At 65.0% G+C, this 25,428-nt stretch carries 17 protein-coding genes; 10 read left to right on the top strand and 7 right to left on the bottom strand.

The features are described from left to right. The first annotated feature begins 521 nt into the window (after positions 1-521). The 3 genes from EAH75_RS06650 (at position 522) to EAH75_RS06640 (ending at position 7,315) form a co-directional block, all read left to right on the top strand. On the top strand, positions 522-5,450 hold the full coding sequence (locus EAH75_RS06650) for an NAD-glutamate dehydrogenase (protein ID WP_140804858.1): 4,929 nt from the start codon (positions 522-524) through the stop codon (positions 5,448-5,450). Between the two features lie 105 nt (positions 5,451-5,555). After that, positions 5,556-6,317: an NAD kinase gene (locus EAH75_RS06645; RefSeq protein ID WP_140650294.1), complete on the top strand. Its 762-nt coding sequence runs from the start codon at positions 5,556-5,558 to the stop codon at positions 6,315-6,317. Between the two features lie 62 nt (positions 6,318-6,379). After that, a complete protein-coding gene (locus EAH75_RS06640) occupies positions 6,380-7,315 on the top strand; it encodes a 5'-nucleotidase (protein ID WP_241668902.1) in 936 nt (311 codons plus the stop codon). A gap of 33 nt (positions 7,316-7,348) precedes the next feature. Here the strand turns inward: EAH75_RS06640 and EAH75_RS06635 are convergent, their stop codons facing one another. The 4 genes from EAH75_RS06635 to EAH75_RS06620 all read right to left on the bottom strand — a co-directional run bounded on the left by EAH75_RS06635 (position 7,349) and on the right by EAH75_RS06620 (position 10,290). Continuing rightward, complete coding sequence (locus EAH75_RS06635; RefSeq protein ID WP_140804856.1) at positions 7,349-7,693, bottom strand: antibiotic biosynthesis monooxygenase family protein; 345 nt, start codon at positions 7,691-7,693, stop codon at positions 7,349-7,351. Next, positions 7,690-8,676 carry an alpha/beta hydrolase gene (locus EAH75_RS06630; RefSeq protein WP_161596292.1) on the bottom strand — a complete coding sequence of 329 codons (987 nt, stop codon included), beginning with the start codon at positions 8,674-8,676 and terminating at the stop codon, positions 7,690-7,692. Before EAH75_RS06630 ends, EAH75_RS06635 begins: the two co-directional genes overlap by 4 nt. Positions 8,677-8,794: 118 nt before the next feature. After that, a complete protein-coding gene (locus EAH75_RS06625; RefSeq protein ID WP_140804852.1) occupies positions 8,795-9,433 on the bottom strand; it encodes a LysE family translocator in 639 nt (212 codons plus the stop codon). After that, on the bottom strand, positions 9,430-10,290 hold the full coding sequence (locus EAH75_RS06620) for an NIPSNAP family protein (RefSeq protein ID WP_161596291.1): 861 nt from the start codon (positions 10,288-10,290) through the stop codon (positions 9,430-9,432). Before EAH75_RS06620 ends, EAH75_RS06625 begins: the two co-directional genes overlap by 4 nt. Before the next feature lie 89 nt (positions 10,291-10,379). On the opposite strand from EAH75_RS06620, the gene EAH75_RS06615 reads away from it, so the two are divergent. Next, entirely contained in the window at positions 10,380-11,345 is a 966-nt protein-coding gene (locus tag EAH75_RS06615) for a helix-turn-helix transcriptional regulator (RefSeq protein WP_140804848.1), read from the top strand. A gap of 287 nt (positions 11,346-11,632) precedes the next feature. After that, on the top strand, positions 11,633-13,231 hold the full coding sequence (locus tag EAH75_RS06610) for a hypothetical protein (protein ID WP_140804847.1): 1,599 nt from the start codon (positions 11,633-11,635) through the stop codon (positions 13,229-13,231). 146 nt (positions 13,232-13,377) lie between these two features. Here EAH75_RS06610 and EAH75_RS06605 read toward each other — a convergent pair whose 3' ends face one another. Continuing rightward, positions 13,378-14,253, bottom strand: a complete 876-nt coding sequence (locus EAH75_RS06605; protein ID WP_140804844.1) for a DMT family transporter — start codon at positions 14,251-14,253, stop codon at positions 13,378-13,380. Positions 14,254-14,393: 140 nt separating this feature from the next. Here EAH75_RS06605 and EAH75_RS06600 point away from each other — a divergent pair, with 140 nt between their 5' ends. The 5 genes from EAH75_RS06600 to EAH75_RS06580 are packed head-to-tail and all read left to right on the top strand — an operon-like array spanning position 14,394 to position 19,537. After that, positions 14,394-15,563 (top strand): acyl-CoA dehydrogenase family protein, encoded by a 1,170-nt coding sequence (locus EAH75_RS06600; protein WP_140650325.1) that lies wholly within the window; start codon positions 14,394-14,396, stop codon positions 15,561-15,563. Positions 15,564-15,579: 16 nt separating this feature from the next. Next, positions 15,580-16,128 carry a GNAT family N-acetyltransferase gene (locus EAH75_RS06595; protein WP_140650328.1) on the top strand — a complete coding sequence of 183 codons (549 nt, stop codon included), beginning with the start codon at positions 15,580-15,582 and terminating at the stop codon, positions 16,126-16,128. Next, positions 16,125-16,622 (top strand): hypothetical protein, encoded by a 498-nt coding sequence (locus EAH75_RS06590; RefSeq protein WP_140650331.1) that lies wholly within the window; start codon positions 16,125-16,127, stop codon positions 16,620-16,622. Before EAH75_RS06595 ends, EAH75_RS06590 begins: the two co-directional genes overlap by 4 nt. A 14-nt stretch (positions 16,623-16,636) precedes the next feature. Then, positions 16,637-17,221 carry a glutathione S-transferase family protein gene (locus tag EAH75_RS06585; RefSeq protein ID WP_241668918.1) on the top strand — a complete coding sequence of 195 codons (585 nt, stop codon included), beginning with the start codon at positions 16,637-16,639 and terminating at the stop codon, positions 17,219-17,221. Between the two features lie 45 nt (positions 17,222-17,266). After that, positions 17,267-19,537 carry a thiamine pyrophosphate-dependent enzyme gene (locus EAH75_RS06580; protein WP_140650339.1) on the top strand — a complete coding sequence of 757 codons (2,271 nt, stop codon included), beginning with the start codon at positions 17,267-17,269 and terminating at the stop codon, positions 19,535-19,537. A gap of 24 nt (positions 19,538-19,561) precedes the next feature. On the opposite strand, the gene EAH75_RS06575 is transcribed toward EAH75_RS06580, so the two are convergent. Both EAH75_RS06575 and mfd read right to left on the bottom strand, forming a co-directional pair. After that, positions 19,562-21,310, bottom strand: coding sequence for a sensor domain-containing diguanylate cyclase (locus EAH75_RS06575; protein ID WP_140650342.1), 1,749 nt, complete (start codon positions 21,308-21,310; stop codon positions 19,562-19,564). A 451-nt stretch (positions 21,311-21,761) separates the two neighbouring features. Continuing rightward, the gene (gene mfd, locus EAH75_RS06570) at positions 21,762-25,220 is read right to left on the bottom strand and encodes a transcription-repair coupling factor (protein ID WP_140650345.1); all 3,459 of its coding nucleotides are present in this window, start codon (positions 25,218-25,220) and stop codon (positions 21,762-21,764) included. Between the last annotated feature and the right edge of the window lie 208 nt (positions 25,221-25,428).

The following is a 25,428-nucleotide window of genomic DNA, read 5'->3' as shown; positions in this document are numbered from 1 at the left end:
CCGTTGGATTGAGCCCGCGTGAGAGCCAAGGACGAAGGCCTTGTCGAAACACCCACGCGAGCGCCCGGCATATCGCCGGATCGTCGCCGTGGGTACTCGCGCATGGCGCGGAACAGAGCTTCTCGCCTGAAGGGAGAAGGGGACGGGCTTACCAAAACCGTCCCTGCCTTTTTCGACCCGCGGAGCATAGGCGAGCGTCGGCAAAAAAGTCCAGAAAGCACGAACTGTCGTTTTGGGCGATGCCGTTTCGATCCGTGCCGCGGATGAGAGCGGCACGGATCGAGTTGATCTGCATCGCTGCCCGGGACAATGCAGTGACACACGCATGAACTCAGGCGCGCATTGCACGTGTGCAACCGCACACTCCGGTGCAGACAGCAGCGGTGGTTCACATGAACCCATGCGCATGGGCATGGTGCAAACCGCGCTGCGTGGGTGGATTCGCCATGTCACGCAGCGTATCCTTTCAAGGCTTTTTACCCACCATTCTCAATCCTTGTCTCCACTGACCAGTAGATGCCATGAATGCGACCCATGCGGCGAATGATCCCTCCCTTCCGTCTGTAGTACTTGCAGAGCTGAAAAAGGGCGGTCTGTCGCCCCAGCGTCTGAATGAGGCGCAGGTTTTCTGCCAGGCGTTCTTTGCGCGTATCGACGGCAGCGACGTGGCCCTGCACACACCGGCGCAATGGGCTGCCCTCGTGGGCGGCCTGCTCGAATTCATGCAGCAACGCCAGGGCGGTCGCGCGTCGATCCGCGTACTCAACTCCGCGGACATGCATGCCGGCCGCAGCCTGTTGCAGATCGTCACCGACGACATGCCGTTCCTGGTCGACACGGTAAGCATGATCGTGTCGGCGAAACTGCAGATCCACGCCGTGATCCATCCGGTGTTGAAGGTGACGCGCGATGCTTCCGGCAAGCTGCTGGGCCTCGGCGACGAGGCGGGCGCCGCCGAATCCATCATGCATTTCGAGATCGACCGGGTTGCCGATGACGCCGAGCAGGCACAGCTGAAGAGCTCGATCGAAGCCGCGCTGGATGATGTGCGTGCAGCGGTGAGCGACTGGGCGGCGATTCGCGACAAGGCGTTGGCGATCGCCAACGAGCTGCCGCAACGCCAGCTGCCGCTGGATGCCGCGTCGGTGCTTGAGGCCAGCGAGTTCCTGCGCTGGATCGCCGACGACAACTTCACCTTTCTCGGCTATCGCGAGTACGAAGTCGCCGACGCCGATGGCGACCGCGTGCTGCGTGCGATCGATTCGTCCGGCCTGGGCATCCTGCGCAACAACGAGCGCGTGATGGCGCCGCGTTCCCTGCGCACGCTGGCGGCCAGCGAACTGCCGCAGTCCGGTGCCACCGATGCGATCATCCTGACCAAGACCAACGCGCGCTCGCATGTGCACCGCGCCGGTTACATGGATTACATCGGCGTGCTGCAATTCGGTGCCGATGGCCGGGCGGTCGCCGAGCAGCGTTTCCTGGGCCTGTTCTCTTCCAATGCCTACATGGCGCGTCCGCAGGATGTGCCGCTGGTGCGGCACAAGGTGGAGGCGGTGCTGGCTCGTTCGGGCCTGAAGCGCGATTCGTATTCCGGCAAATCGCTGCGCCACATTCTGGAAATGCTGCCGCGCGAGGAGTTGCTGCAGAGCAGCGAGGACGAACTGTTCGCGACCGCCATGGGCATTCTCGAACTGCGCCAGCGGGCGCGCACGCGATTGTTCATGCGCCGCGACCGCTACGGTCGCTTCTTCACCTGCATGGTGTTCGTGCCGCGCGACCGCTTCAACACCTCGGTGCGCGAGCGCATCGAGGCACTGCTGGGTTCGGCGCTGCACGCCGAGCAGAGCGATTCCTCGGTGCAGATGGGCGAGGCTGCGCTGGCGCGGCTGACCATCGTGCTGCGCCCGAAGATCGGCGACCAGCCCACATACGACCTGGCCGCACTGGAGCAGGGCGTGGCCAGCATCGTGCGCAACTGGCACGACGAGGTGCGCGACGCACTGGTGCAGCAGCGCGGCGACCATGAAGGTGTGGTGCTGGCCAACCGATATGCCAAGTCGTTGCCGGCAGGTTACGTCGAGGATGTCAGCCCGGCAGTGGCTGCCGAAGACGTGTACCAGCTGTCGCTGCTGGATGGCGACAACGCGCTGCGGATGTCGTTCTACCATCCGCCGAAGGCGCCCGAGACGCTGCGCTTCAAGGTCTACCGCTCGGGCGGCGACATCGCCCTGTCCGAGGTGCTGCCGCAGCTGGAGAACCTCGGCCTGCGCGTGCTGACCGAACACGTCTACGACATGCCCGGTGATGCGCCGCGATCGATCCAGGATTTCGAAGTGCAGCCGGTGGGCAAGCTTACCTTCAGCGTCGAGCAGGTCGGTGCGCTGTTCGAGGATGCATTCGAGCAGATCTGGCGTGGCAACGCCGAGAACGACGGCTTCAACCGCCTGGTGCTGGGCGCCAAGCTCGGCTGGCGTCAGGTGGCGATGCTGCGCGGCTACTGCAAGTACCTGCTGCAGACCGGCGCGACGTTCTCGCAGGCGTACATGGAGGAAACCCTCAACCGCTATCCGGCGATCGCCGGCCTGCTGGTGGAACTGTTCCTGGCGAAATTCGACCCGCGCCGCGAGGCACTTTCCGCCGATGAACTGAAGGTGGCCGGCGCTACCCTGGCCACAGAGATGCAGGTGCTGATCCCGGCCAATGTTCAGAGCGCACATCCGGCGTTGATCCACGAACTGAGCGCGGCACTTTCAGCGCCGCGCGATGAACAGGTCCGCACCGTCGAGCACACCATCGGCGTGCTGCTGGAGAACGTCGCCAGTCTCGACGAGGATCGCATCCTGCGCAGCTTCGTGTCGCTGATCCGGGCCACCCTGCGCACCAGTTTCTTCCAGTTGTGGGACGGCGCGCATCGCGGCTACATCAGCTACAAGCTCGATTCGCACATGGTGCCCGAGCTGCCCAAGCCGGTGCCGTATCGCGAGATCTGGGTATGCGCACCGCGCGTCGAAGGCATCCATCTGCGCTTCGGCGCGGTGGCGCGCGGCGGCCTGCGCTGGTCCGACCGGCGCGAGGATTTCCGCACCGAGGTGCTGGGCCTGGTCAAGGCGCAGATGGTCAAGAACACGGTCATCGTGCCGGTCGGCTCCAAGGGCGGCTTTTTCGTCAAGAAGGCGCCTGTCGGCGGCGATCGCGACGCGCAGCTGGCCGAGGGCATTGCCTGCTACCGCCTGTTCATCAACGGCCTGCTCGACATCACCGACAACCTGGTCGAAGGCAAGGTGGTCAATCCGCACGACGTGGTGCGCCACGATGCGGACGATCCCTACCTGGTGGTGGCAGCCGACAAGGGCACCGCCACGTTCTCCGACATCGCCAACGCGATCTCGATCGAGCACAACTACTGGCTCGGTGATGCGTTTGCCTCCGGCGGTTCGTACGGCTACGACCACAAGGGCATGGGCATCACTGCGAAGGGTGCGTGGGAATCGGTCAAGCGCCACTTCCGCTCGCTCAACCGCGATTGCCAGACCCAGGACTTCACCTGCGTCGGCATCGGCGACATGTCCGGTGACGTGTTCGGCAACGGCATGATGCTGTCCGAGCACATCCGTCTGCTGGCCGCGTTCGATCACCGCCATGTGTTCCTCGATCCGAATCCGGATACCGCGCGCTCGTTCGCCGAGCGCCAGCGCATGTTCACGGTGCCGCGTTCGAGCTGGGACGATTACGACAAGTCGCTGATCTCCACTGGCGGCGGCATCTATCCGCGCAGCGCCAAGTCGATCCCGATCTCACCGGAAGTGCGCGCGGTGCTGGGCCTGAAGCCCGACGTCGAGCACATGGCGCCGACCGATCTGCTCAGTGCCATCCTCAAGGCGCCGGTCGACCTGCTGTGGAACGGCGGCATCGGCACCTATGTGAAGTCCTCCGCCGAGACGCATGCCGACGTAGGCGATCGCGCCAACAACGCGCTGCGCGTCAACGGCGCCGACCTGCGCTGCAAGATCGTGGGCGAGGGCGGCAACCTGGGCATGACCCAGAAAGGCCGCATCGAGGCGGCCCAGAAGGGCGTGTTGCTGAACACCGACTTCATCGACAACTCCGCCGGCGTGGACACTTCCGATCACGAGGTGAACATCAAGATCCTGCTCAACGATGCCGTGCAGCGTGGCGAACTGAGCTTCGATGCGCGCAATGCGCAGCTCGCCGCGATGACCGACGAAGTGGGCCAGCTGGTGCTGTGGGACAACTACCGCCAGAACCAGGCGATCACCCTGATGGAACATCAGTCGGTAAGCCGCATCGGCTCGATGGCGCACTTCATCCGTACGCTGGAAGCCGAAGGCACGCTGGATCGCCAGGTCGAGAACCTGCCGTCCGAGGCCGAGCTGACCGAGCGCAAGACGCGCGGGCTCGGGCTTACCCGACCGGAGCTGGCGGTGCTGCTCTCGTACGACAAGATCCGCCTGTTCCAGCAGATGCTGGATTCGGATGTACCGGAAGATCCGTATCTGTCCAAGGAGCTGGTGCGCTACTTCCCCGAGCCGCTGCACGTGAAGTATGCAGAGCACATGCAGCGCCATCGCCTGAAGCGCGAGATCATCGCCACCGCGGTGACCAACTCGACGATCAACCGCATGGGCGCCACCTTCATGATGCGCATGCAGGAAGACACCGGCCAGCGCCCGGCGGCGATTGCCAAGGCGTACACCGCGGCGCGCGAGATCCTCGAGGCGCGCGAGCTGTGGGCGCATATCGAGGCGCTCGACAGCAAGGTCGCCGAGGACACCCAGATCGACGCGATCAAGCAGATCTGGTCGCTGTTGCGGCACATGACGCGCTGGCTGCTCAATCGTCCAGGCGGTTCGCTGGATATCGCCGCGAATGTCGAGCGTTACCAGGCCAGCGTGTCGGCCCTGCGCAAGGCATTGCCGGAAGTGCTGACGCCGACCGGCAAGGGTGATTTCTCGTGCAGCCAGGAGAAATGGGAAGGCCTTGGCATGCCTGCCGAACTGGCCTTGCGGCTGGCCCGCATGCCGGAGCTGCGCGCGGCGCTGGACATGGTCGAGGTGGCGCAGCAGGGCGGTCAGCCGATCGAGAAGGTCGCCGGCGTGTTCTACGAACTGGGCGAGGCGCTGGATCTGGAATGGCTGCGTGACCAGATCGAGGCGCTGCCGGTGGAGGGCCACTGGCACGCACAGGCGCGTGGCTCGCTGCTGGACGAACTCAATCACCAGCATCGCGCGCTGGCGCTGCAGGTACTCGCGTTGTCCGGCGATCGCAAGGACATTTCGCCGGTGCAGGCGTGGTTGCAGCGCGACGACGCCACGCTGCAGTACACCCGCAGCATGCTGGCGGAAATCCTCACCCAGAACGCGGATTACCCGATCGCTTCGGTCGCCGTACGCCGCCTGGCCCAGCTGGCGCAGGTGCCGGTGAGCTGAGTTCGTACGGGCCGGCAGGTTGAATCACGAAGGCGCCGGATCAGACATGGTCTTGCGCCTTCATGCTGTGTAATCTCGGCTGACCTCCGCCACGGATTCTCGCGCATGCGTTTCGCCTTCGTCGCCAGCGACACCAGCATCGCCCAGCAGGCGCGACGCAAGCTGGTGGATCGTTATGGCGACGTGCCGCCCGAACAGGCCGAGCTGATCGTCGCGCTGGGCGGCGATGGATTCATGCTGCGCACCCTGCACGTGCATCGCGCGTTGGAGGTGCCGGTGTATGGCATGAAGCTGGGCCGGGTCGGTTTCCTGATGAACAAGCACAGGCTCGACGGCTTGCCGGAGCGGATCGCACGCGCGCATACGGCCTCGCTGTTCCCACTGCAGATGCAGGTGACCGATGCGGCCGGCAATGAACACACGGCGCTGGCGTTCAACGAGGTTTCGCTGTTGCGGCAGAGCAATCAGGCTGCCCATCTCGAAGTGCAACTCAACGACACCGTGAAACTGGCTGCGCTGGTGTGCGACGGCATCATGGTCGCCACTCCGGCCGGCTCCACCGCGTACAACCTTTCCGCACACGGGCCGATCCTTCCGCTGGACGCGAACGTGCTGGCGCTGACCCCGATCAGCCCGTTTCGACCACGTCGCTGGCGCGGCGCGATCCTGCCGCATCGCACCGAAGTCATTCTGCGCGTGCTCGATCCGGGCAAGCGGCCGGTCAGCGCCACTGCCGATTTTCACGAGGTGCGCGACGTGCGCACGGTGGCGATCCGGCAGTCCGGCGGGCAGGGCGTGCGGCTGCTGTTCGATCCGGAACACAATCTCGAACAACGCATCCTCGACGAACAGTTCGCTGCGGAGTGATACCGGTCGCGTGCTAGATTGATCGGCAACGACCCATCGTCGATCCGCATGTGCCGCCACCCGTGAACAAGCTGTCCTCGTCCACCGACGCCCACGATCCCGCCGCTGCCGGCGATCAGCGGTTGGTCGTCGCGATTTCCTCGCGCGCACTGTTCGATCTGGGCGACAGTCATGCGCTGTTCGAGCGCGACGGGCTAGATGCGTACCGCGAGTTTCAGATCGATCATGAGAACGAGATCCTGCAACCCGGCGTGGCGTTTCCGCTGGTGCAGAAACTGCTCGGCCTGAACAAGCTGGCCGGCGACGTGCCGCCGGTCGAGGTGATCCTGCTGTCGCGCAACTCCGGCGACACCGGCCTGCGCATCTTCAATGCGATCCAGCACTACGGCCTGGAAATCAGCCGCGCCGCGTTCACCAGCGGCGCCCCCACCTCCGACTACATCGCGCCGTTCAAGGCCGACCTGTTCCTGTCCGCCAACGCCGAAGATGTCGGGCGCGCGCTGGCCGCCGGCGTGGCGGCGGCAACGATCCTGCCCAGCACCGCGCCCCCGCGCGCCAGCGAGCAGCTGCGCATCGCGTTCGACGGCGACGCGGTGCTGTTCGGCGACGAAGGCGAGCGCGTGTCGCGCGAGGAAGGCCTGGAAGCGTTCCATCGCAGCGAAACCGAACACGCCGCCGAACCGTTGTCGGTCGGCCCGTTTCGCGGTTTCCTCACCGCACTGCATCGCCTGCAGATCGCGTTCCCGGCCGAAGACTCACCCATCCGCACCGCCCTGGTCACCGCCCGCTCCGCGCCTGCGCACAAGCGCGTGATCCTCACCTTGCGCAAGTGGGGCGTGCGCATCGACGAGGCGCTGTTCCTGGGCGGCCGCGACAAGGGGCCGTTCCTGGACGCGTTCGGCGCCGATATTTTCTTCGACGACTCGCCGGCCAACGTCGAGTCCGCACGCAAGCATGTGGCGACCGGCCATGTGCCGCATGGGGTCAGCAACCGCTGACGCCGTGCGTGCATGAACTTGAACAGGTCGCCTTCAGACGTGAAATACCCGGCTGTCTGATGGTGCCTGCCCGCGATCGTGCATGCCGTAATCGCGGCTGACGCTGGCCACGCGCAGCCGATAGTCGCTGAATGTCGTGGCGCGGCCGCGGGCTTGGGCGATCCTGTGCGGTTCCATGACCCGCCATCGCGCCACCGCTTCCTCGTCGTGCCAGAACGACAGCGACAGGATCTTTCCGGGCACCGTGAGGCTTTGAAAACGCTCGATCGAGATGAAGCCGTCGATGTCGTCGAGCAGGGGCCGAAGCCTCGCTGCCATGTCGAGGTACTCCTGCCGATGCCCATCCGTCGGTGTGAGTTCGAAGATCACGGCGATCATGGCTGCACCGTATTCGCCGCGCGGATGAACGCATCCACGCCTTGGTACAGCGAACGCCGGTTGTGTTCCAGGTGCATCACATGGGTGCCGTGGTCGATGCGCATGCGCCATCTGAGCGGGCTGGCGGTGAACTTCGCCAGGAATGCCGCAGCTCCGGCGTCGTTCGTTACGGTGTCGTAATCGCCGTACACCACAAAGATCGGCACCTTGATGGAGGCCGCGTTGTAGGGATAGTTGCCGCTGGCAGCCACTGCCTCGATGTCCGCCGCCGGGCCGGCGGGAATGCGCAGATCTCCCGGCTTGTCGCCTTCGATATGCGGAACGGAGGCGTCGAATCTGGCTGCCCATCGCTGCGCAACCGCCGGCTCCAGCAAGCTCTGTTCCGGCGGCAGGACGTCCTTGAATCGCAGTTGCTGGTAGCGTGCCTCGGCGGTGATGGTCCACCACGCGGCGTGAACCGGCTCGGCCTTCTCGCCCGGCTTCGGCACGACGGGGCCGAACAAGGTCAGTGAAGCCAGCGCGCCGGGATGGGTAGCAGCAAAGGCGGCGGCCGGGATGGTGCCCCAGGAATGGGCGACCAGATGGACGTGGCCCATCCCGCGTTCCCGTTGCAGATAATCGATCGCTGTGGCGATCTCCCGTGCGGCTTCGGCTGCCCGGGTCACCGGTGCCGCGCCTTCGGCCGCGCCGGCCATCGCTGCGGGGCGACTGGACGCGCCAAACCCCAGGAAGTCGAGGCCGCAGGCGAGAAAGCCCTGCCGCGCCATGAAATCCATCCATGAATCGCCCGGCGCAAATTCGAAGCCGAAGGCCAGCATGGTGGGGAAGCTCGCGCCATGCACGAACAGCACGCTCTGGCCGTTGGCATGGGCCGGGGCCACGCAATGCAGGGCAAGCCGTTGCCCGGGTTCCTGCGCAACCGGCAGGTAGGTGGTGCTTGTGGAAATTGCCGCGATCAATCCGAGTGCGAGTAATGCCGACATGCGTACAGCCTTCATGGTGGGGCGGGGCCGTCATCCTGACGCCCACGCGCCACCGAACGTTTCGCCGGCCGACGAAACATGCACGTGATCATCCGTGCCCGCGGCAGCCACAGCGACGTCAATGAATCCCGCGCCAGCCCTCGAAGCCGGTGAACATCGCTGCCGCCATCAGCAGCAGGCCCACGCAGCGGGTGGCCACGAGCCCCGCGGCAGGCTTGCCCTGCAACCAGAGCCGGGCTCGATCGGCCATCAAGGTCAGGCCGCCGTACACGCACAATTGAGTGAGCGCGATGATGAGCCACATGACCGCTGCCTGCACCCAGATCGCGCCGTACTCCGGGCGCAGGAACTGCGGAAAGATCGCCAGCATGAACAGGTACGCCTTGGGGTTGAGCAGACTGGTGAGCATGCCCTGGCGAAAGGTGGTCGCCCGGGAGCGCACGCTGTGGTCAGGCTGCACACCAAACGAGGACTCGCTGCGGATCAGCGACATGCCGATCCATGCGATGTACAGCGCGCCGCCCAGCAGCAGGGCGTTGAACGCGCCGGGAATCAGCCGGATCAGCACGCTGATGCCCAACGCGGTCATCAGTACGTGGCACACCCCGCCGGCGATGATGCCGGCGACCGCGGCCATTCCCCGGCTGCGGCCACCCGTCAATGCGCTGCCCATGACGAAGGCCATGTCGAGCCCCGGCAGCACGATGATGCCGAAGACCAGCACGAAGAACAGCCACAGTTGTTCGTAGTGGTTCATGGCGACGTACCCATGGTGGCGTCGGATAGCCAGCGCAGGCGCGAGCGCGGTGTCGGATCCATCACCACGCGTTCGGGCGCATTGCGCAGCAGGCCGGTGGCGAATAGCGATTGTTCGGCGGCAGTCAGCCGTGGTGCCAATTGCCTGTCGACGACGGCATCGTCCCTGACTACGCCCAGCCAGACCAGGAACGGTCCGTCCGTGCGGATCGGCAGTTGCGGAAAGTTGTTTGGCACATCCAGCGTCACCAGCACGCCGGCCGGATGCACGCCTTCGATGCGGTAGGTGGAAAACGCGGCCTCTGCCAGTTTCGCAAACGCTTCCTCGCTGCCTTTCTTCACCGTGAAAATCTGCGCCACCACGATGCCCTGCGCACCCTGATCTTCGATCACCGGATCGACTGCCGGCAGCACCGTGATGCCCTGGTCCGGATGCAACGGACGCAACAGCATCACGTTGTCGCTGTCCGGAAGGATCGCGTTTACCTTGACGCGATGTTCCTTCCACAGCGGCCCGTAATAGAAAGCCGCGTTGATGATCGGGCGCGCATTGATGTCCCTGAATCCGCGCAGCCAGGTGAAACGTTTCGGATTGCCCCGCTCGGTGAATTGCCCGAACACCATGGCGCCGAGTTGCTCGAACGCTTCGGGAAAATACGCGTCGAAGTACTTCACGAAGTTCGCCCGCTTGCCGTCTGCGGTGACGTAGCGACGGAACTCGACGACCTCGTAGTCCCGCAGGTGCTGCACGCTTTCCATGAGGGTGGCCTCGCTCGCTGGTTTGTCATGTGCGGCCATCGCCGCACCCGATGCCATGCACACGGCGATACCGAACAACAGCTGCTTGAAGTGCCGCATGAGGATTCTCCCGTTGTGCCGGATGGCTGCGCGTACGGTACGGGGCATACAGGTCAGATTTGGCCCTGATTTACCGATACCATGACCACATGGCCAAACCCACCACCCGCGTACTGGCTGTACTGGATCTGCTGCAGAGCCACGGCCGCATGAGCGGCCCGGAGCTGGCGCAGAGGGTCGGCGTCGATGTGCGTACGCTGCGGCGCTACATGGTGATGCTGGAGGATCTGGGCATTCCGCTCACCACCGAACGTGGCCGCCACGGTGCCTACATGCTGGTCGCCGGGTTCAAGCTGCCGCCGATGATGTTCACCAATGACGAGGCGGTGGCTCTTTCGGTGGGCATGGTGGCGGCGCGTGGCCTGGGGCTGGCCGACGCCGCGCCCGCAGTGGCCAGCGTGCAGGCCAAGCTGGCCCGCGTCATGCCTGACAGCTTGAAGCGCCACGTGAGCGCGATTGCCGATACGGTGAAGGTCGATCTGCAGACGTCGTCAACGACACCCGGCAGCAATGCGGCGTTGATGGCCCTGACCACGGCGGCGCAAAGCCAGCAGCGCGTGAGCATGAGCTACGACTCGGCGCAAGGCAGCCATACCGAGCGGCAGTTCGATCCTTATGGGCTGGTTTATCGGGCAGGTGGCTGGTACGCGCTGGGCATGTGCCATCTGCGCAACGGCTTGCGCTCATTCCGACTGGATCGGGTGGGCAAGGTCACTCTGCTGGATCGACACTTCAAGCGGCCAGCAAACTTCGATGCGCTGGATCAGCTGGTGCAGAGCATTGCGAGCATGCCGCGTGGCCGCACGATCGAGGTGCTGCTGCGTACCGAACTGCAGACTGCACAGAACTCGTTCTCGCTCGCTTTCGGTGTGTTCGAGCCGGTGAAGGACGGTGTGCTGCTGCATACCAGCGCCGATGACCTGGCCTGGTTCGCACGCCGGCTCGCTGCGCTGCCGTTCGATTTCGAGATACGCACTCCCGCCGAGCTGCGCACCGAACTCACGATCTGCGCCGTGCGGTTGCAGGCGCTGGCCGAGGATGGGTCGCGAGGCTGACTGTCGGCCAGCAGCCCGCAGACCGGCGTCGTGCAGGTCATTTTCTGGGCATCCAGATTGGGCTGCGGCGTCCGGGTGCCTTCGCATGAAATTGCGATGATCGGATGGATTGCCGAAAACATTATCGACCCATATGCTCGGGCTTCTCCGAGGGGCGTCGCGACAAGGCGTGTTGCGATGCGGAGAGAAATTCCGGCGAACATTGCGATCTGGTTGCGACAGGAACTGGCTCGTCGTATGTGCACCCGGTTCGAGAAAGTCAAACGATCTTTCTGGAGGGGAAATACATGCCATTTTCCAAACCCTGCGGCCTCAGCCTTGCGCTGTGTGTCGCCATCGGCCTCGCTGCCGCCAGCAGCGTGAATGCCACCGATACCACCGGCCCCGAGGTCACTCCGGCCGTCCAGCACGACACGTTGCATTCGTTGCGCGGCGTGATGCCGCGACCCGATGATTTCAGCAAGAACTCGCACGCCCACCCGGCTCACCCGCTGCCGTTCATCGATGGTCCGGGTAACCCGACCGACAGCGCCGTGCAGGGTTCCGTCACGGGCAGCTTCGCTCCCGCGCTTGGTGCCGGCTTCGACGGTGTGGGCCAGGGTTTCAGCGGGCCGCAGGGCACGTTCACCGTCAACAGCGCTCCACCGGATACCAACGGTGCCGTCGGTGCGACCCAGTACGTGCAGATCGTCAACAGCGCCTTCGCCGTATTCGACAAGTCGACCAAGGCGGTGAGCTACGGTCCGGTAACCACCAACACGCTGTGGGCCGGCTTCGGCGGCCCCTGCGAGGCGGACAACGACGGCGATGCCACCGTGGTCTACGACAAGGCGGCCGGCCGCTGGATCATCGCCCAGTTCGCGGTGACCGCGGCGCCGTACTACCAGTGCGTGGCGGTATCGGCGACCAGCGATGCCACCGGTGCCTACTACCGCTACGCGTTCCCGTACGGCAGCGTCTTTCCGGACTATCCGAAGATGGGCGTCTGGCCGGATGCTTACTACGAGACGTTCAACATGTTCAGCGGCAATACGTTCTCCGGCGCGAAGCTGTGCGCGTACGACCGCAACGCGATGTTGAGCGGCGCCGCGGCCACCCAGCAGTGCTTCCAGCTGTCGTCGAGTTACGGCGGTGTGCTGCCGGCGGATCTTGACGGTGCGACCGCGCCGCCGGCCGGCTCGCCGAACTACCTGATGAACTTCGGCAGCAGTTCGCTGAACCTGTGGAAGTTCCATGTCGACTGGGCCAATACCGCCAACACCACGCTGACGGGTCCGACCAACATTCCGGTGGCTTCGTTCGCCGCGGCCTGCGGTGGCGGTACCTGCATTCCGCAGTCCGGTACCCGTCAAAAACTCGATTCGCTGGCCGATCGCCTGATGCTGCGTCTGGCCTATCGCAACTTTGGCGATCACGAGTCGCTGGTGGTCAACCATTCGGTCAAGGTCGGTACCACACGCAAGAACCCGTACACCGGGGTGCGCTGGTACGAGATCCGCAGTCCGGGCGGCACGCCAGTGGTCTACCAGCAGTCCACCTTCTCGCCGGACACCAGCTACCGCTGGATGGGTTCGGTGGCGATGGACAAGGTGGGCGACATGGCGCTTGGCTACAGCGTGTCCAGCAGCACACTTCATCCGGCGATCCGTTACACCGCACGGCTGGCCAGTGACACGCTGAGCACGATGCAGTCCGAGAACAGCATCATCGAGGGACTCGGCTCGCAGAGCGGCAACAACCTTTCGCGTTGGGGCGATTACAGCGCGATGACCGTCGATCCGGTCGATGACTGCACGTTCTGGTACACCACCGAGTACTTGAAGAACACCGGCTCGTTCAACTGGAACACGCGCATCGCGTCGTTCAAGTTTCCGACCTGTCAGTAAGGGTGACGCGCCGTCCAGCCGCGCAGGCTGGACGGCTGTCGATGCATGACGATAAACGTGGCCACCTTCGGGTGGCCACGTTTATTCAGCGGCGTTGCCGGAAATACGGTCTGATGCGTTCGATGGATCGTCGTGCATACGCGCCGTCACACCATCCGCATGCGCTTCCACCAGCGCGTGACCTTGTCCTCGCGCACGAACGTGAACAGGCCGGCGCCAAGAATGATTGCGATGCCGACCGCCATTGGCCAGTCCAGCCGGTCGTCGAACAGCACATAACCGAGTACCACCGCCCATAGCATCTGGCTGTACTGGGTGGGCGCGACGTGGTTGGCCGGTGCCTTCTGCGTAGCCAGCATCAACAGCACGGAAGCGAGCGCCGCGAGCAGGCCGTAGCCAAGCAGCAGGCCGATCTGCGCAAGGGTCGGCCAGCGGAAATCGGCGAGCATCAACACGCCGGTGAACAGCATCGAGCCCACCATGCCGGCGCCGTACAGCGTGATGCGTTTTTCGTGTGGCCCGGACAGGCGCAGCGCGATCATCGAGATGGCGCCGGCCAGGCCGCAGATGATGGCGGCCAGGTGGCCGATGCCGAGTACCCGAAAGCCCGGGCGCAGCACCACCAGCACGCCGATGAAACCAGCCACCACGGCCGACCAGCGGCGCCAGCCGACATGCTCCTTGAGCACCAGTACCGACAGGATGGTGACGAAGATCGGCAACAGGAAGATCAGTGCGAATGCCTCGGCCATCGGCAGGGCGGTGAACGCGATGACCGCGGCGATGCTGCCGACCGCGCTGGCAACGGCACGCACCAGGTACAGGCCCCGACGCTGGGCGAACAGCACCTCATGCCAGCGGCCGCCGTTGCCTTTGATGAACGGCAACGCGGTCAGGCCCAGTGCGGCGCCGAAGAAGACCGCCTCGTAGGCCGGCAGCGAACCACGCAGCGATTTCACGAACGCATCGCTGAGCGCGTAGGCGGCAAAGGCCATGAAGCCGAGCAGTACACCTTTGAACATGGTTTTCCGGCGATGGGGTGGAAGAGGGGCCGGCCTGGCAGGGTCGGTTTTCGCCCCAGCCCGACTGGCTTCCGGGCGCCTGTGCGCAGCCGGGTCCCGCGCTACAATAACGGTTTTACGCGCCCGCCTCCGGAGCTTCCATGGCTGTCAGTCTGAATCCGCTCGATCTGTACGATGTCCGCTCGCTGCTCACCGACGAGGAGCGCATGGTGCAGGACACCGTTGGCCGTTTCGTCGACGAGCGCGTGCTGCCGATCATCGGCGACTGCTTCGACCAGGCGCGCTTTCCGAAGGAGCTGATCCCGGAGATCGCCGCGCTTGGCCTGCTCGGCGCGACCATTCCCGAGGCATACGGTGGCGCCGGCATGAACGGGGTCAGCTACGGTCTGATCTGCCAGGAGCTGGAGCGCGGCGATTCTGGTCTACGCAGCTTCGCCTCGGTGCAGAGCTCGCTGTGCATGTACCCGATCTACGCCTACGGCAGCGAGGAGCAGAAACAGCAGTACCTGCCGCGCATGTCGGCCGGCGAAGTGATCGGCTGTTTCGGCCTGACCGAGCCGCACGGTGGCTCCGATCCGGCCAACATGAAGACGCACGCGAAGAAGGACGGCGGCGACTGGGTGATCAACGGCGCCAAGATGTGGATCACCAACGGCAACCTGGCGCACATCGCGATCGTGTGGGCGCAGACCGATGACGGCATCCAGGGCTTCGTGGTGCCGACCGACACGGCGGGCTTCAAGGCACAGGAAATCCACAAGAAGATGAGCCTGCGCGCCTCGGTGACCTCGGCGCTGTTCTTCGACAACGTGCGCGTGCCGGACAGCGCGCGGCTGCCAAACGTGAAAGGTCTGAAGGGGCCGCTGGGTTGCCTCACCCAGGCGCGCTACGGCATCACCTGGGGCCCGATCGGCGCGGCGCAGGCCTGCCTCAAGGAAGTGCTCGATTACACCAGGGAGCGAATCCTGTTCGGCAAGCCGCTGGCCTCGAACCAGGCGGTGCAGCTGAAGCTGGCCGACATGGCCCGCCGCATCACCACCGCGCAGTTGCTGTCGTTGCAGCTCGGTCGCCTGAAGGACGCCGGCAAGATGCAGCCGACCCAGGTCTCGCTGGCGAAGTGGAACAACTGCCGCATGGCGATCGACATTGCGCGCCAGTGCCGCGACATCCTCGGCGGCGCCGGCATCACCACCGAGCATGGCGCGATCCGCCACGCGCTGAACCTGGAATCGGTGATCACCTATGAAGGCACCGAGACGGTGCACGAGCTGGTGGTCGGTCGCGAACTGACCGGCATCAACGCATTCTGAACCGGACAAGTTGCACATGGATTCCGATTCGCTGCGCATCGAAACCGAGCGGCTGATCCTCCGCCCCACCCGGGTGGAGGATTTCGACGCCTACGCAGCCAACATGGCGGATGCCGAGGCTGCGCGCTTCATCGGCGGCCAGCAAAGTCGCGCCGCCGCCTGGCGCGGGTTTCTCAGCATGGCCGGCGCCTGGTCGATGCAGGGTTTCGCGATGTTCTCGGTGATCGAGAAAAGCAGCGGCCAGTGGATCGGCCGCCTCGGGCCATGGCATCCGGTCGACTGGCCCGGTACGGAGGTGGGCTGGGGTTTGGCGCGCGCGGCATGGGGCAAGGGCTACGCGCTGGAAGGCTGCATCGCGGCCATCGACTGGACGTTCGACCAGTTGAACTGGGGCGAGATGATCCATTCGATCCATCCGGACAACCATGCCTCACAGGTGCTGGCGAAGCGGCTCGGCTCGACCTGCCGCGGCCCGGGCAAGCTGCCTGCGCCATACGAGGATTCCCCGACCGAAATCTGGGCGCAGACGCGCGAACAATGGCGCCGGCGTCGCGCGCAGTCATGAATGCATCCGCCCACGTCGATACCGCTGTGGTCGTGCGTGAGGTGCTCGCCCTGGCGGTGCCGGACCTGCATCGATGCTGCCGTGATCCCTGGTTCCTGATCGGCAGCGGCGCAGCCTGGCTGGCCGGTGCAAGCGTGACGGTGGCGGATCTGGACGTGCTGACCAGCCGCCGCGACGCTGAAACCCTGATCGGCCACTGGCAGGCGCGACTGCAGACTACGCAGGCATCGGCAGGCGCCGAACGCTTTCGTTCGCGCTTCGCCCGGTTCGGATTTCCTGGACTGGCGGTAGAGGTCATGGGTGGGCTCGAAGTGTCCGGCGAGGCGGGCTGGGAGCCGGTGGCGGTGGCTGAAATCGTCATGGTGGATGTCGCCGGACTGGACGTGTCCACGCCATCGGTGGCCGAACAGATCCGTGTGCTGGAAAGTTTTGGACGTCCAAAGGACCTGCAGCGTGCAGTGCTGTTGAAACGTCTGTGCGAGGAGCGGTTGTGATCACCATCTACGGCATGCGCGCCTCCGGCAACTGCTACAAGCTGCAACTGCTGCTGGACCAGCTGGGCCACGACTATCGCTGGGTGGACGTGGACAGCGCAGGTGGCGAAACACGCACACCCGCGTACCTGGCGAAGAACCCGAACGGCAAGGTGCCGCTGCTGGAGCTGGACGATGGCCGCCGGCTGGCCGAATCCGATGCGATCCTGTGTTACCTCGCCGAGGGCACGCCGTTCCTGCCGGACGATCGCTGGCTGCGCGCACAGACGCTGCAGTGGCTGTTCTTCGAGCAGTACAGTCACGAGCCTTGCATCGCGGTGGCGCGTTTCATCCGCGGCTGGCTGCCACAGGATCACCCGCGCCAGGCTGAAGTGCCGACGCTGTTGCAGAAAGGCGCGCAGGTGCTGGCGGTGATGGAGCAGCATCTCGCCGGACGCGAGTGGTTCGTCGGCGAGCGCTACGGCATCGCCGATATCGCGCTGTACGCGTATACCCATTGTGCCGGTGACGGCGGTTTTGAACTCGCGGATTTTCCAGATATCCGCGCCTGGCTCGCCCGCGTGCAGGCGCAGCCGGGCCACACCCCGATGCGGCGCTGAAAGCGGTCAGCAACACCCACCTTCCACTTTATCGATATCGAGCCCATGTCCATTCCGTTTGCCATCAGCGCCCGCCACAAGGGCTTCAACCGTGCCGAGATCGTCGACCAGAACTTCATCGAGTTCGTGCAGTTGTGGCATGGGGACGTGCGCGCGGTGCCGCGCGCCGATGAGGCGGTGTTGCCGGGCAGCGCGCTCGATGCGCGCGGCTTTCGCGAGCTGTTCGAATCGCAGCTGATCTCGCGCCATCTCGACCTGATGGCGCGCGTGCTGCGGGTGCAGAACAAGGTGTTCTACACGATCGGCTCCAGTGGTCATGAGGGTAACGCGATGGTGGCGCGGCTCGCGCGGCATACCGATCCGGCGTTCCTGCATTACCGCTCCGGCGGCTTCATGGCCGAACGCTTCCGCAAGTTGCCGGGGATGGACCCGGTAACGGATTCGGCACTGAGCTTTGCTGCCAGCAAGGACGATCCCGCTTCCGGCGGTCGCCACAAGGTGTGGGGCAGCAAGCCGTTGTGGGTATTGCCGCAGACGTCGACGATCGCCTCGCACCTGCCCAAGGCGCTGGGCACCGCGGTGGCGATCGAGCAGGCGCGGCGGATCGGCCACCAGCTGCCGATTCCCGATGACAGCATCACGATCTGCTCGTTTGGCGATGCCTCCAGCAACCACGCTACTGCACAGACCGCGTTCAACACGGCGGCATGGACGGCGTACCAGAAGCTGCCCGCGCCGGTGCTGTTCGTGTGCGAAGACAACGGCATCGGTATCTCGGTGAAGACCCCCAGCGGCTGGATCGCGAACAACTACCAGCATCGCTCCAACCTCGACTACTTTTTTGCCGACGGTCTCGATCTGGCCGAAGGTTACGCGCAGGTGCAGCGCGCGGTGGAACATTGCCGCGGCACGCGTCGGCCGACCTTCCTGCATCTCAAGACCACTCGCGTGATGGGCCATGCCGGCACCGATTTCGAGATCGAGTGGCGCAGCATCGAGGAATTGTTCGCGGTCGAAGCGACCGATCCGTTGCTGCGCTCGGCAGGCATCGCGCTGGAGTCCGGGCTGTACTCGAAGGACGAGTTGTTGAACCTGTATGAGGCTACCCGCAAGCGCTGCTTCGCCGCCGCCGAGGATGCGGACTCGCGCCATCGGCTGACCACGCTGGAAGATGTCATGAAACCGCTGGCGCCCTACACGCCGGCCGCAGTCAAGGCCGAGGCCACGCGTGCCGACTACGCCGAGAAACGCCTTGCGGTATTCGGCGGCGAAGCGAAGCTTCCAGAAAACCTGCCTCCGCGGCACATGGCGATCCAGATCGGCCAGGCGCTGCACGACCTGCTGGCGAAGTATCCGCAGGCACTGCTGTTCGGCGAGGACGTGGCGCAGAAAGGCGGCGTCTATACCGTCACCAAGGGTCTCAACAAGACCTTCAAGGGCAGCCGCGTGTTCAACACGTTGCTGGACGAGACGATGATTCTCGGCCTGGCCCAGGGCTACGCGAACATGGGGATGCTGCCGATCCCGGAGATCCAGTACCTGGCGTACTTCCACAACGCCTGCGACCAGATCCGCGGCGAGGCGGCGTCGCTGCAGTTCTTCTCCAACGACCAATACCGCAACCCGATGGTGATGCGGGTGGCTTCGCTCGGCTACCAGAAGGGTTTCGGCGGCCACTTCCACAACGACAACTCGATCACTCCGCTGCGCGACATTCCCGGCCTGATCGTGGGCTGTCCCAGCCGCGGCGACGACGCGGCCACGATGCTGCGCACATTGATGGCGCTGGCGAAAGTCGACGGTCGCGTCTGCGCGTTCCTCGAACCGATCGCGCTGTACATGACCAAGGATCTGTACGAGGCCGGCGACGGCCAGTGGCAGTTCGACTATCCGTCACTGGATCAGGCGATGACGCTGGGCGAGGGTCGCATCTACAACGAGACAGCGAATGATCTGGTGATCTTCACCTTCGGCAACGGCGTGCCGATGGCCTTGCGCGCCGCGCGAACGATCGAGAGCGAGCAAGGCTGGCAGGTTCGTGTCGTCGATCTGCGCTGGCTGGCTCCGCTCAACGATGCGTTTATCGCGGCACAGGCGCGGACGGCCAAACGCATCCTGGTGCTGGACGAAGGCCGCAAGAGTGCCGGCGTGGGTGAGGGCGTGATCACCGCGATCGTCGAGGGTGGCTGCGGTGCCACACCGATGCGGCGAGTGGTCGGTGCCGACACGTTCACCCCGCTGGCCGGTGCGGCCCTGCTGGTATTGCCAGGTGAGGCCGACGTGGCGGCGGCGGCGCGGGAGCTGGCCAAACGCTGAAGCCGTCAGCTGGCCCGGCCAGCGCTACTCGCGCTTTTCCACGACATGCAGGCGGGAGCTGGCCGGTGCGTTTGGCGACACGGTCTCCTCGTGCAGGCAAACGCGGTTGCGGCCGTTGAGCTTGGCGTCGTACATGGCCTGGTCGGCACGTTCGACCAGCGACTCCACATCGTCGCCCTCCCGCCGGATGGCGACGCCGATGCTGACGCTGAGCAGTAGCGGCTCGTCGCTGACCGGAATCTCCAGCCGGTGCACGCGCCGGCACAGGCGGATCGCCACGTGCATGGCCTGTTGCGGCATGGCGCCATCGAGCAAGGCGACGAACTCTTCTCCACCGTAACGGCCGAGCAGATCGGATGGTCTCAATTCGGCGGCCAGTGCCTTGGCCACGGCGACCAGGGCGCGATCGCCCGTGTTGTGGCCCTGGCGATCGTTGAGCAGCTTGAAATGATCCAGGTCGAGAAACAGCAAGGCGATCGGCTGCGGCGATCCGCTTGCCAGCAGGGCACTGGCGCGTTCCGTCCAGGCGCGACGATTGAGTACATTGGTGAGCGCGTCGCGGTCGGCCAGCACACGCACGATGTCACGGTCGTGGCGCAGGATGAGGGCACGGTCGGCCAGGCCCAGCGACAGCACGATCGCCTCGAATGCACCGCCGGCAAGGCTGGCATCGTTGAGCCAGTCCAGTTGGGGCAGGGCGCCGCTGACCTGGGCACTGGTCGACGCGGTAAGCAGCAGCAGCGGCGTCCATCCGATCAGGAAGAACCACGCCTGACGCGAGCCGCGTGCGACAGCGACGATGGCGGCGACCAGCAGTAGCACGGCGCCGATCATCAGCAGCGGATTGAGCAGGATCTGCGCCACTTCGACCAGCAGCGCGATGTGGCTGCAACGCATCAATACCAACTGGATCATGCCGACGGCCAGCGCCATGATCGGCACCCGCAACAGCGGCGCATGACGTTGCAATTCGCAGAACCGCATCATGAACAGCGACGCAAACGCCACCGACAGCGCGACGGCGGCCGGGCCGGCCATCAGGGCGACGCCGGATAACCAGCTCCACTCCAGCGGGTGAAACATGAAGCCGGTCTGGATGCCCTGGATCAACGTGTAGCAGAGGATGTAGCCGGCGTACCACGCATACGCGACGTCACGCAGCATCAGCGCGAAACACAGCGCCATCAGCACCATCGCCAGCATCACCGCAAAGCAGGCGCTGGCGAATACCAGCCACCGTGCATCCTGCCGCAGATATTCGCTCCAGGTCTGTATCTGGAACCGCACCGGTGCACTGAGCATCAGGTTCGGTTCGAACCTGAGCAGGATCAGCGCCGATGCCGCTTGCGTCGCTGGCACACGCCATGCCAGCCGGCCATGACCGTGAAGCGTCTCGCTGAAGTCGTCAAGCGCCAGGGACTGCGTCTCGCCCGTTCCAAGTACGGTGACGGTGCCCATCGGAGGTGGGTAAATCGTCAGCACGCGTTCGTCATTGTTCCATGGCGGCTGCGGCGCGATGACCACCCAGCTGCCGGTGCTGCTGCGCGGAAACTGCTGCAACAAGGATGGGTCGAAATTCTTCAGCAGGCCGGCACGGTATTCGTCCAGCACGGTCTGTGCCGTGTCATCGGTGCGGACTTCACGCCATGCGCCATTCAGCGGAGTCGCCGCATGCGACACGCCCAGACCCAGCAGCCACAGCAAGCCGAGCACAAGGCCGGGCCATGGCCGCCCATGGCGACTTCGTGCCGGTACTGTGATCAGCCTCTCCATTTGCCTCACTCCGTTCAGTCAATCTCTTGCGAGATTGCCAATGAACTTTGCGTACATTTGCCAGATCATTGGGACACGCCGGCGGGTTGTCCGCGCTTGCCGACCACCGGTTCAACTGCCCGCCGACAGGGCACGTCGTAATGGGTAATTGTTGAACCTGCATCACCCGCCGTACTCATGTCAAGCATGGGTCGTGCCAGTGCGCATCCGGGCGATGCAAGACATGACCATGCTCATTGCCAGGACGGACGCCGTGCCCGACGGCTTCGCTGCGCCACGGCTGGCCTGGCCGGCATGAGTCAATCCGGACGCGGAGGGTCACTTCGATAAGATGCGCACGGCGCAGGCCGCTGGTACATGGCGCTCGCGCATGGTCGTGGTTGCAGCCCAAATCGAGCAGAGCGACTGCAGGCGGCAACCGCCAGGCAGGTAGGCAACAACATGCCGAGTATCAGCCCGGCCGGCGCGCGCCCAGCAAGATCAGCACTTCCTGCGCGCTACGGATGCGTTCGGTGGCGCCGGGCAGGTCCAGCGTGATCTTCAGCTTGTCCTGGCCGTCCAGTTTGTATACACGCGGCAGTTGCTGGATCAGCTTGATGATCGCCATGGGATCGATTTCCGGTTTTTCGCGAAACACGATGCGCCCGCCGGTGGCGCCGAAGTCGAGTTTGCGGATACCCAGCGGGGTAGCCATCAGCTTCAGGCTGGCCACGACGAACAATTGCTTCGTGCTGTCCGGGAGCAGACCGAATCTATCGATCATCTCCACCTGCAGATCGCGCAGGTCGTCCTCGCTGCGCGCGCTGGCGATGCGCTTGTACAGGGTCAGGCGCGCGTGCACGTCGCCGAGGTAATCGTTGGGGATCAGCGCGGGCAGGTGCAGTTCGACTTCGGTTTCGTGTTCGCTGCTGAGGTCGAAGTCGGGGATCCTGCCGGACTTCAATGCGCGCACGGCGCGATCGAGCAGTTCGGTGTAGAGGCCGAAACCGATCTCCTGGATCTGGCCGGACTGTTCGTCGCCGAGCAGTTCGCCGGCACCCCGGATTTCCAGGTCGTGCGTGGCCAGGGTGAAGCCGGCGCCGAGTTCTTCCAGCGAGGCCAGCGCTTCCAGGCGCTTCTGCGCATCGGCGGTGATCGACTTGCGGTCGGGCACCACCAGATACGCATAGGCGCGGTGATGCGAACGGCCGACCCGGCCGCGCAGCTGATGCAGCTGCGCGAGGCCGAAACGATCGGCGCGGTCGATGATGATCGTGTTGGCGGTAGGTATGTCGATGCCGGTTTCGATGATCGTGGTGCACACGAGCACGTTGAAGCGCTGGCGATGGAAGTCCGCCATCACGCCTTCCAGTTCGCGCTCCGGCATCTGGCCGTGGGCGATGCGGATGCGCGCCTCGGGCACCAGTTCCTCCAGCTCACGCACGGTGCGCTCGATGCTCTGCACTTCGTTGTGCAGGAAATACACCTGGCCGCCGCGCGACAGCTCGCGTTGCAGCGCTTCGCGGATCGTCGCCGGATCCCATACCGAGATGAAGGTGCGCACGGCGCTGCGATGCGCCGGCGGCGTGGCGATCAGCGAGAGGTCGCGCAGGCCGGCCATCGCCATGTTCAGCGTGCGCGGGATCGGCGTGGCGGTCATCGTCAGCAAGTCGACTTCGGCGCGCAGCTTCTTCAGCTGTTCCTTCTGGCGCACGCCGAAGCGCTGTTCCTCGTCGACGATGACCAGGCCGAGATTCTTGAACTTGATGTCCGGCTGCAGCAGCTTGTGCGTGCCCACGATCACGTCGATCTGGCCGTCGGCGAGCCGCTTCAGCGCGTCGTTCACTTCCTTGCTCGACTTGAAGCGCGACAGCACATCCACGCGCACCGGCCAGTCGGCGAACCTATCGGCGAAGTTGCGGTAATGCTGCTGTGCGAGCAGGGTGGTGGGTACCAGTACGGCGACCTGTTTGCCGGCGGTGGCGGTAGCGAACGCGGCGCGCAACGCAACCTCGGTCTTGCCGAAACCGACGTCGCCGCAGATCACCCGGTCCATCGCGCGCGGTGCGGCCAGATCGTTGAGCACAGCCTCGATCGCGCTTTCCTGGTCGGGGGTTTCCTCGAACGGAAAGGTGCTGCCGAATTCTTCCACCAATTGGCGGTCGATCGGCATGGACTCGCCACCGCGCGCTTCGCGCTGGGCGTAGATCGCCAGCAGCTCGGCAGCGACGTCGCGGACCTTCTCGGCAGCCTTCCTGCGCGCGCGTTCCCACGCATCGCCGCCGAGCGAGTGCAGCGGTGCCAGCTCCGGTGCGGTACCGCTGTAACGGCTGACCAGGCCCAGTTGCGACACCGGCACGTACAGCTTGTCGCCCTTGGCATACTCGATGGTGAGGAACTCGCCATCCATGCCGCCGACGTCCATCGAAACCAGCCCCTGATAGCGGCCCACGCCATGATCGACGTGCACGATCGGTGCGCCGAGGGTGAGCTCGGTGAGATCGCGGATGATGCTTTCCGGATCGCGCGCGGTACCGCGGCGACGCTTGCGGTCGCGCTCGCTGCGCACCCGCTCGCCGTAAAGCTCACGCTCGGTGAGCACGGTGAGCGGTGGTTTGGTCAGCGCGAAACCCTGTTCCAGACCGGCGATGGTGATGGCGAAGCGTGGCGTATCGGTGGCGAGGAAGGACGTCCAGCCGTCCACGATGTCCGGCTTCATGCCGGCGCCGGCCAGCGTCTCGATCAACGCTTCGCGTCGCCCGGCCGAATCGGCGGCGATCAGCACGCGCCCCGGATAGCTGGCAAGGAAATGTCGCAGCGACGTGCCCGGTTCCTCGCCCTTGCGATTGAGCGGCAGTTCCGGCGCCGGCTGGGTGCCGACGGCGATGGCGTGCTCGTGGCCGGCGTCGACCACTTCCACGCGCAGCCGTTTGTTGAGCTGTTCGCGCAACTGCTCCGGCGGCAGGTAGAGCTCGGCCGGCGGCAGCACCGGGCGCTCGATATCGTGCGCGCGCTGGTCGTAGCGTTCGGCGGTCTGGCTCCAGAACTGGTCGGCCGCGTCGCCGGCGCCTTCGCCGAGCACGAACAGCGCATCGTCGGCGAGGTAGTCGAACAGTGTGGCGGTCTGCTTGAAGAACAGCGGCAGGTAGTATTCGATGCCGCCGGGCGTGACGCCTTCCTTCATGTCCTGGTACAGCGGGCAGCGGCGTACGTCGATCGGGAAGCGCTCGCGCAGGTTGCCGCGAAACTCCTTCGCTGCCTCATCAGTGAGCGGGAACTCGCGCGCGGGCAGCAGCTCGATCTTCTCCACCTGCTGCTGCGAGCGCTGGGTTTCCGGGTCGAAGCTGCGGATCGATTCCACCTCGTCGTCGAACAGCTCGATGCGGTACGGCTCGGCCGTGCCCATCGGGAAGATGTCGAGCAGCGCACCACGGACGGCGAAGTCGCCTGGCTCGGCCACTTGTGGCACGTTGCGATAACCGGAGGCTTCGAGCCGGCGTTGCTCGCTGGCGAGGTCGAGCTTCTGGCGCTTGGCCAGCACCAGCCCGGAGCCGGTGATGTGCGCACGCGGTGCGATCCGCTGCATCAGCGTGGCCACCGGCACCACCAGCACGCCGCGTTTCACGTTCGGCAACTGGTACAGCGTGGCGATGCGTTGCGAGACGATCTCCGGGTGCGGGCTGAACACGTCGTAGGGCAGCGTTTCCCAGTCCGGGAAATGCAGCACCGGCAGGCCACCGGCGAAGATCTTCAGCTCGGTTTCCAGTGCTTGCGCGCGCTGGGTGTCGCGCGTCACCGCCACCAGCAGGCCATCGTGCGTGCGCGCCGCCTCGGCAATCAGCAGCGCTCGCCCGGAGCCGTGCGGTGGCGTCCAGTAGCGGCGTTGCTTGGGGGTGGTCGGCAGGGGCGGGTGCTTGATCAGGCTGGACATAGGGGACGCGTGTTCAGGGCGCCGCCATCGAGCTGCGCCGGGGAAAGCGGGCAAGTGTAACGCGACAGCCCCGGCTGGCCGGGGCGGTTTCGGCCATTCGACGCGTTGTCGAAGCCCATGGCTCGGGAAACAGCCGTTCGCCCCAAGCGTGGCTCGCGTCAGCGGGCGTGCGCGGAGAGCAGCCACAGGTGGCCGTGGTTTTGAGGAA

The organism is Rhodanobacter glycinis (assembly GCF_006438785.1).
In the GTDB taxonomy this organism is placed as follows: Bacteria; Pseudomonadota; Gammaproteobacteria; order Xanthomonadales; family Rhodanobacteraceae; genus Rhodanobacter; species Rhodanobacter glycinis_A.
Note: the sequence above shows the minus strand (reverse complement) of the source record. Positions and strands in the feature narration are given on the sequence as shown.

What these genes read in the sequence shown, in the direction of transcription:
- EAH75_RS06650 (WP_140804858.1), top strand. Translation starts at nt 522, where the DNA reads ATGAATGCGACCCATGCGGCGAATGATCCCTCCCTTCCGTCTGTAGTA.
- EAH75_RS06645 (WP_140650294.1), top strand. Translation starts at nt 5,556, where the DNA reads ATGCGTTTCGCCTTCGTCGCCAGCGACACCAGCATCGCCCAGCAGGCG.
- EAH75_RS06635 (WP_140804856.1), bottom strand. Translation starts at nt 7,693, where the DNA reads ATGATCGCCGTGATCTTCGAACTCACACCGACGGATGGGCATCGGCAG.
- EAH75_RS06630 (WP_161596292.1), bottom strand. Translation starts at nt 8,676, where the DNA reads ATGTCGGCATTACTCGCACTCGGATTGATCGCGGCAATTTCCACAAGC.
- EAH75_RS06625 (WP_140804852.1), bottom strand. Translation starts at nt 9,433, where the DNA reads ATGAACCACTACGAACAACTGTGGCTGTTCTTCGTGCTGGTCTTCGGC.
- EAH75_RS06620 (WP_161596291.1), bottom strand. Translation starts at nt 10,290, where the DNA reads ATGCGGCACTTCAAGCAGCTGTTGTTCGGTATCGCCGTGTGCATGGCA.
- EAH75_RS06615 (WP_140804848.1), top strand. Translation starts at nt 10,380, where the DNA reads ATGGCCAAACCCACCACCCGCGTACTGGCTGTACTGGATCTGCTGCAG.
- EAH75_RS06610 (WP_140804847.1), top strand. Translation starts at nt 11,633, where the DNA reads ATGCCATTTTCCAAACCCTGCGGCCTCAGCCTTGCGCTGTGTGTCGCC.
- EAH75_RS06605 (WP_140804844.1), bottom strand. Translation starts at nt 14,253, where the DNA reads ATGTTCAAAGGTGTACTGCTCGGCTTCATGGCCTTTGCCGCCTACGCG.
- EAH75_RS06600 (WP_140650325.1), top strand. Translation starts at nt 14,394, where the DNA reads ATGGCTGTCAGTCTGAATCCGCTCGATCTGTACGATGTCCGCTCGCTG.
- EAH75_RS06595 (WP_140650328.1), top strand. Translation starts at nt 15,580, where the DNA reads ATGGATTCCGATTCGCTGCGCATCGAAACCGAGCGGCTGATCCTCCGC.
- EAH75_RS06590 (WP_140650331.1), top strand. Translation starts at nt 16,125, where the DNA reads ATGAATGCATCCGCCCACGTCGATACCGCTGTGGTCGTGCGTGAGGTG.
- EAH75_RS06585 (WP_241668918.1), top strand. Translation starts at nt 16,637, where the DNA reads ATGCGCGCCTCCGGCAACTGCTACAAGCTGCAACTGCTGCTGGACCAG.
- EAH75_RS06580 (WP_140650339.1), top strand. Translation starts at nt 17,267, where the DNA reads ATGTCCATTCCGTTTGCCATCAGCGCCCGCCACAAGGGCTTCAACCGT.
- EAH75_RS06575 (WP_140650342.1), bottom strand. Translation starts at nt 21,310, where the DNA reads ATGGAGAGGCTGATCACAGTACCGGCACGAAGTCGCCATGGGCGGCCA.
- mfd (WP_140650345.1), bottom strand. Translation starts at nt 25,220, where the DNA reads ATGTCCAGCCTGATCAAGCACCCGCCCCTGCCGACCACCCCCAAGCAA.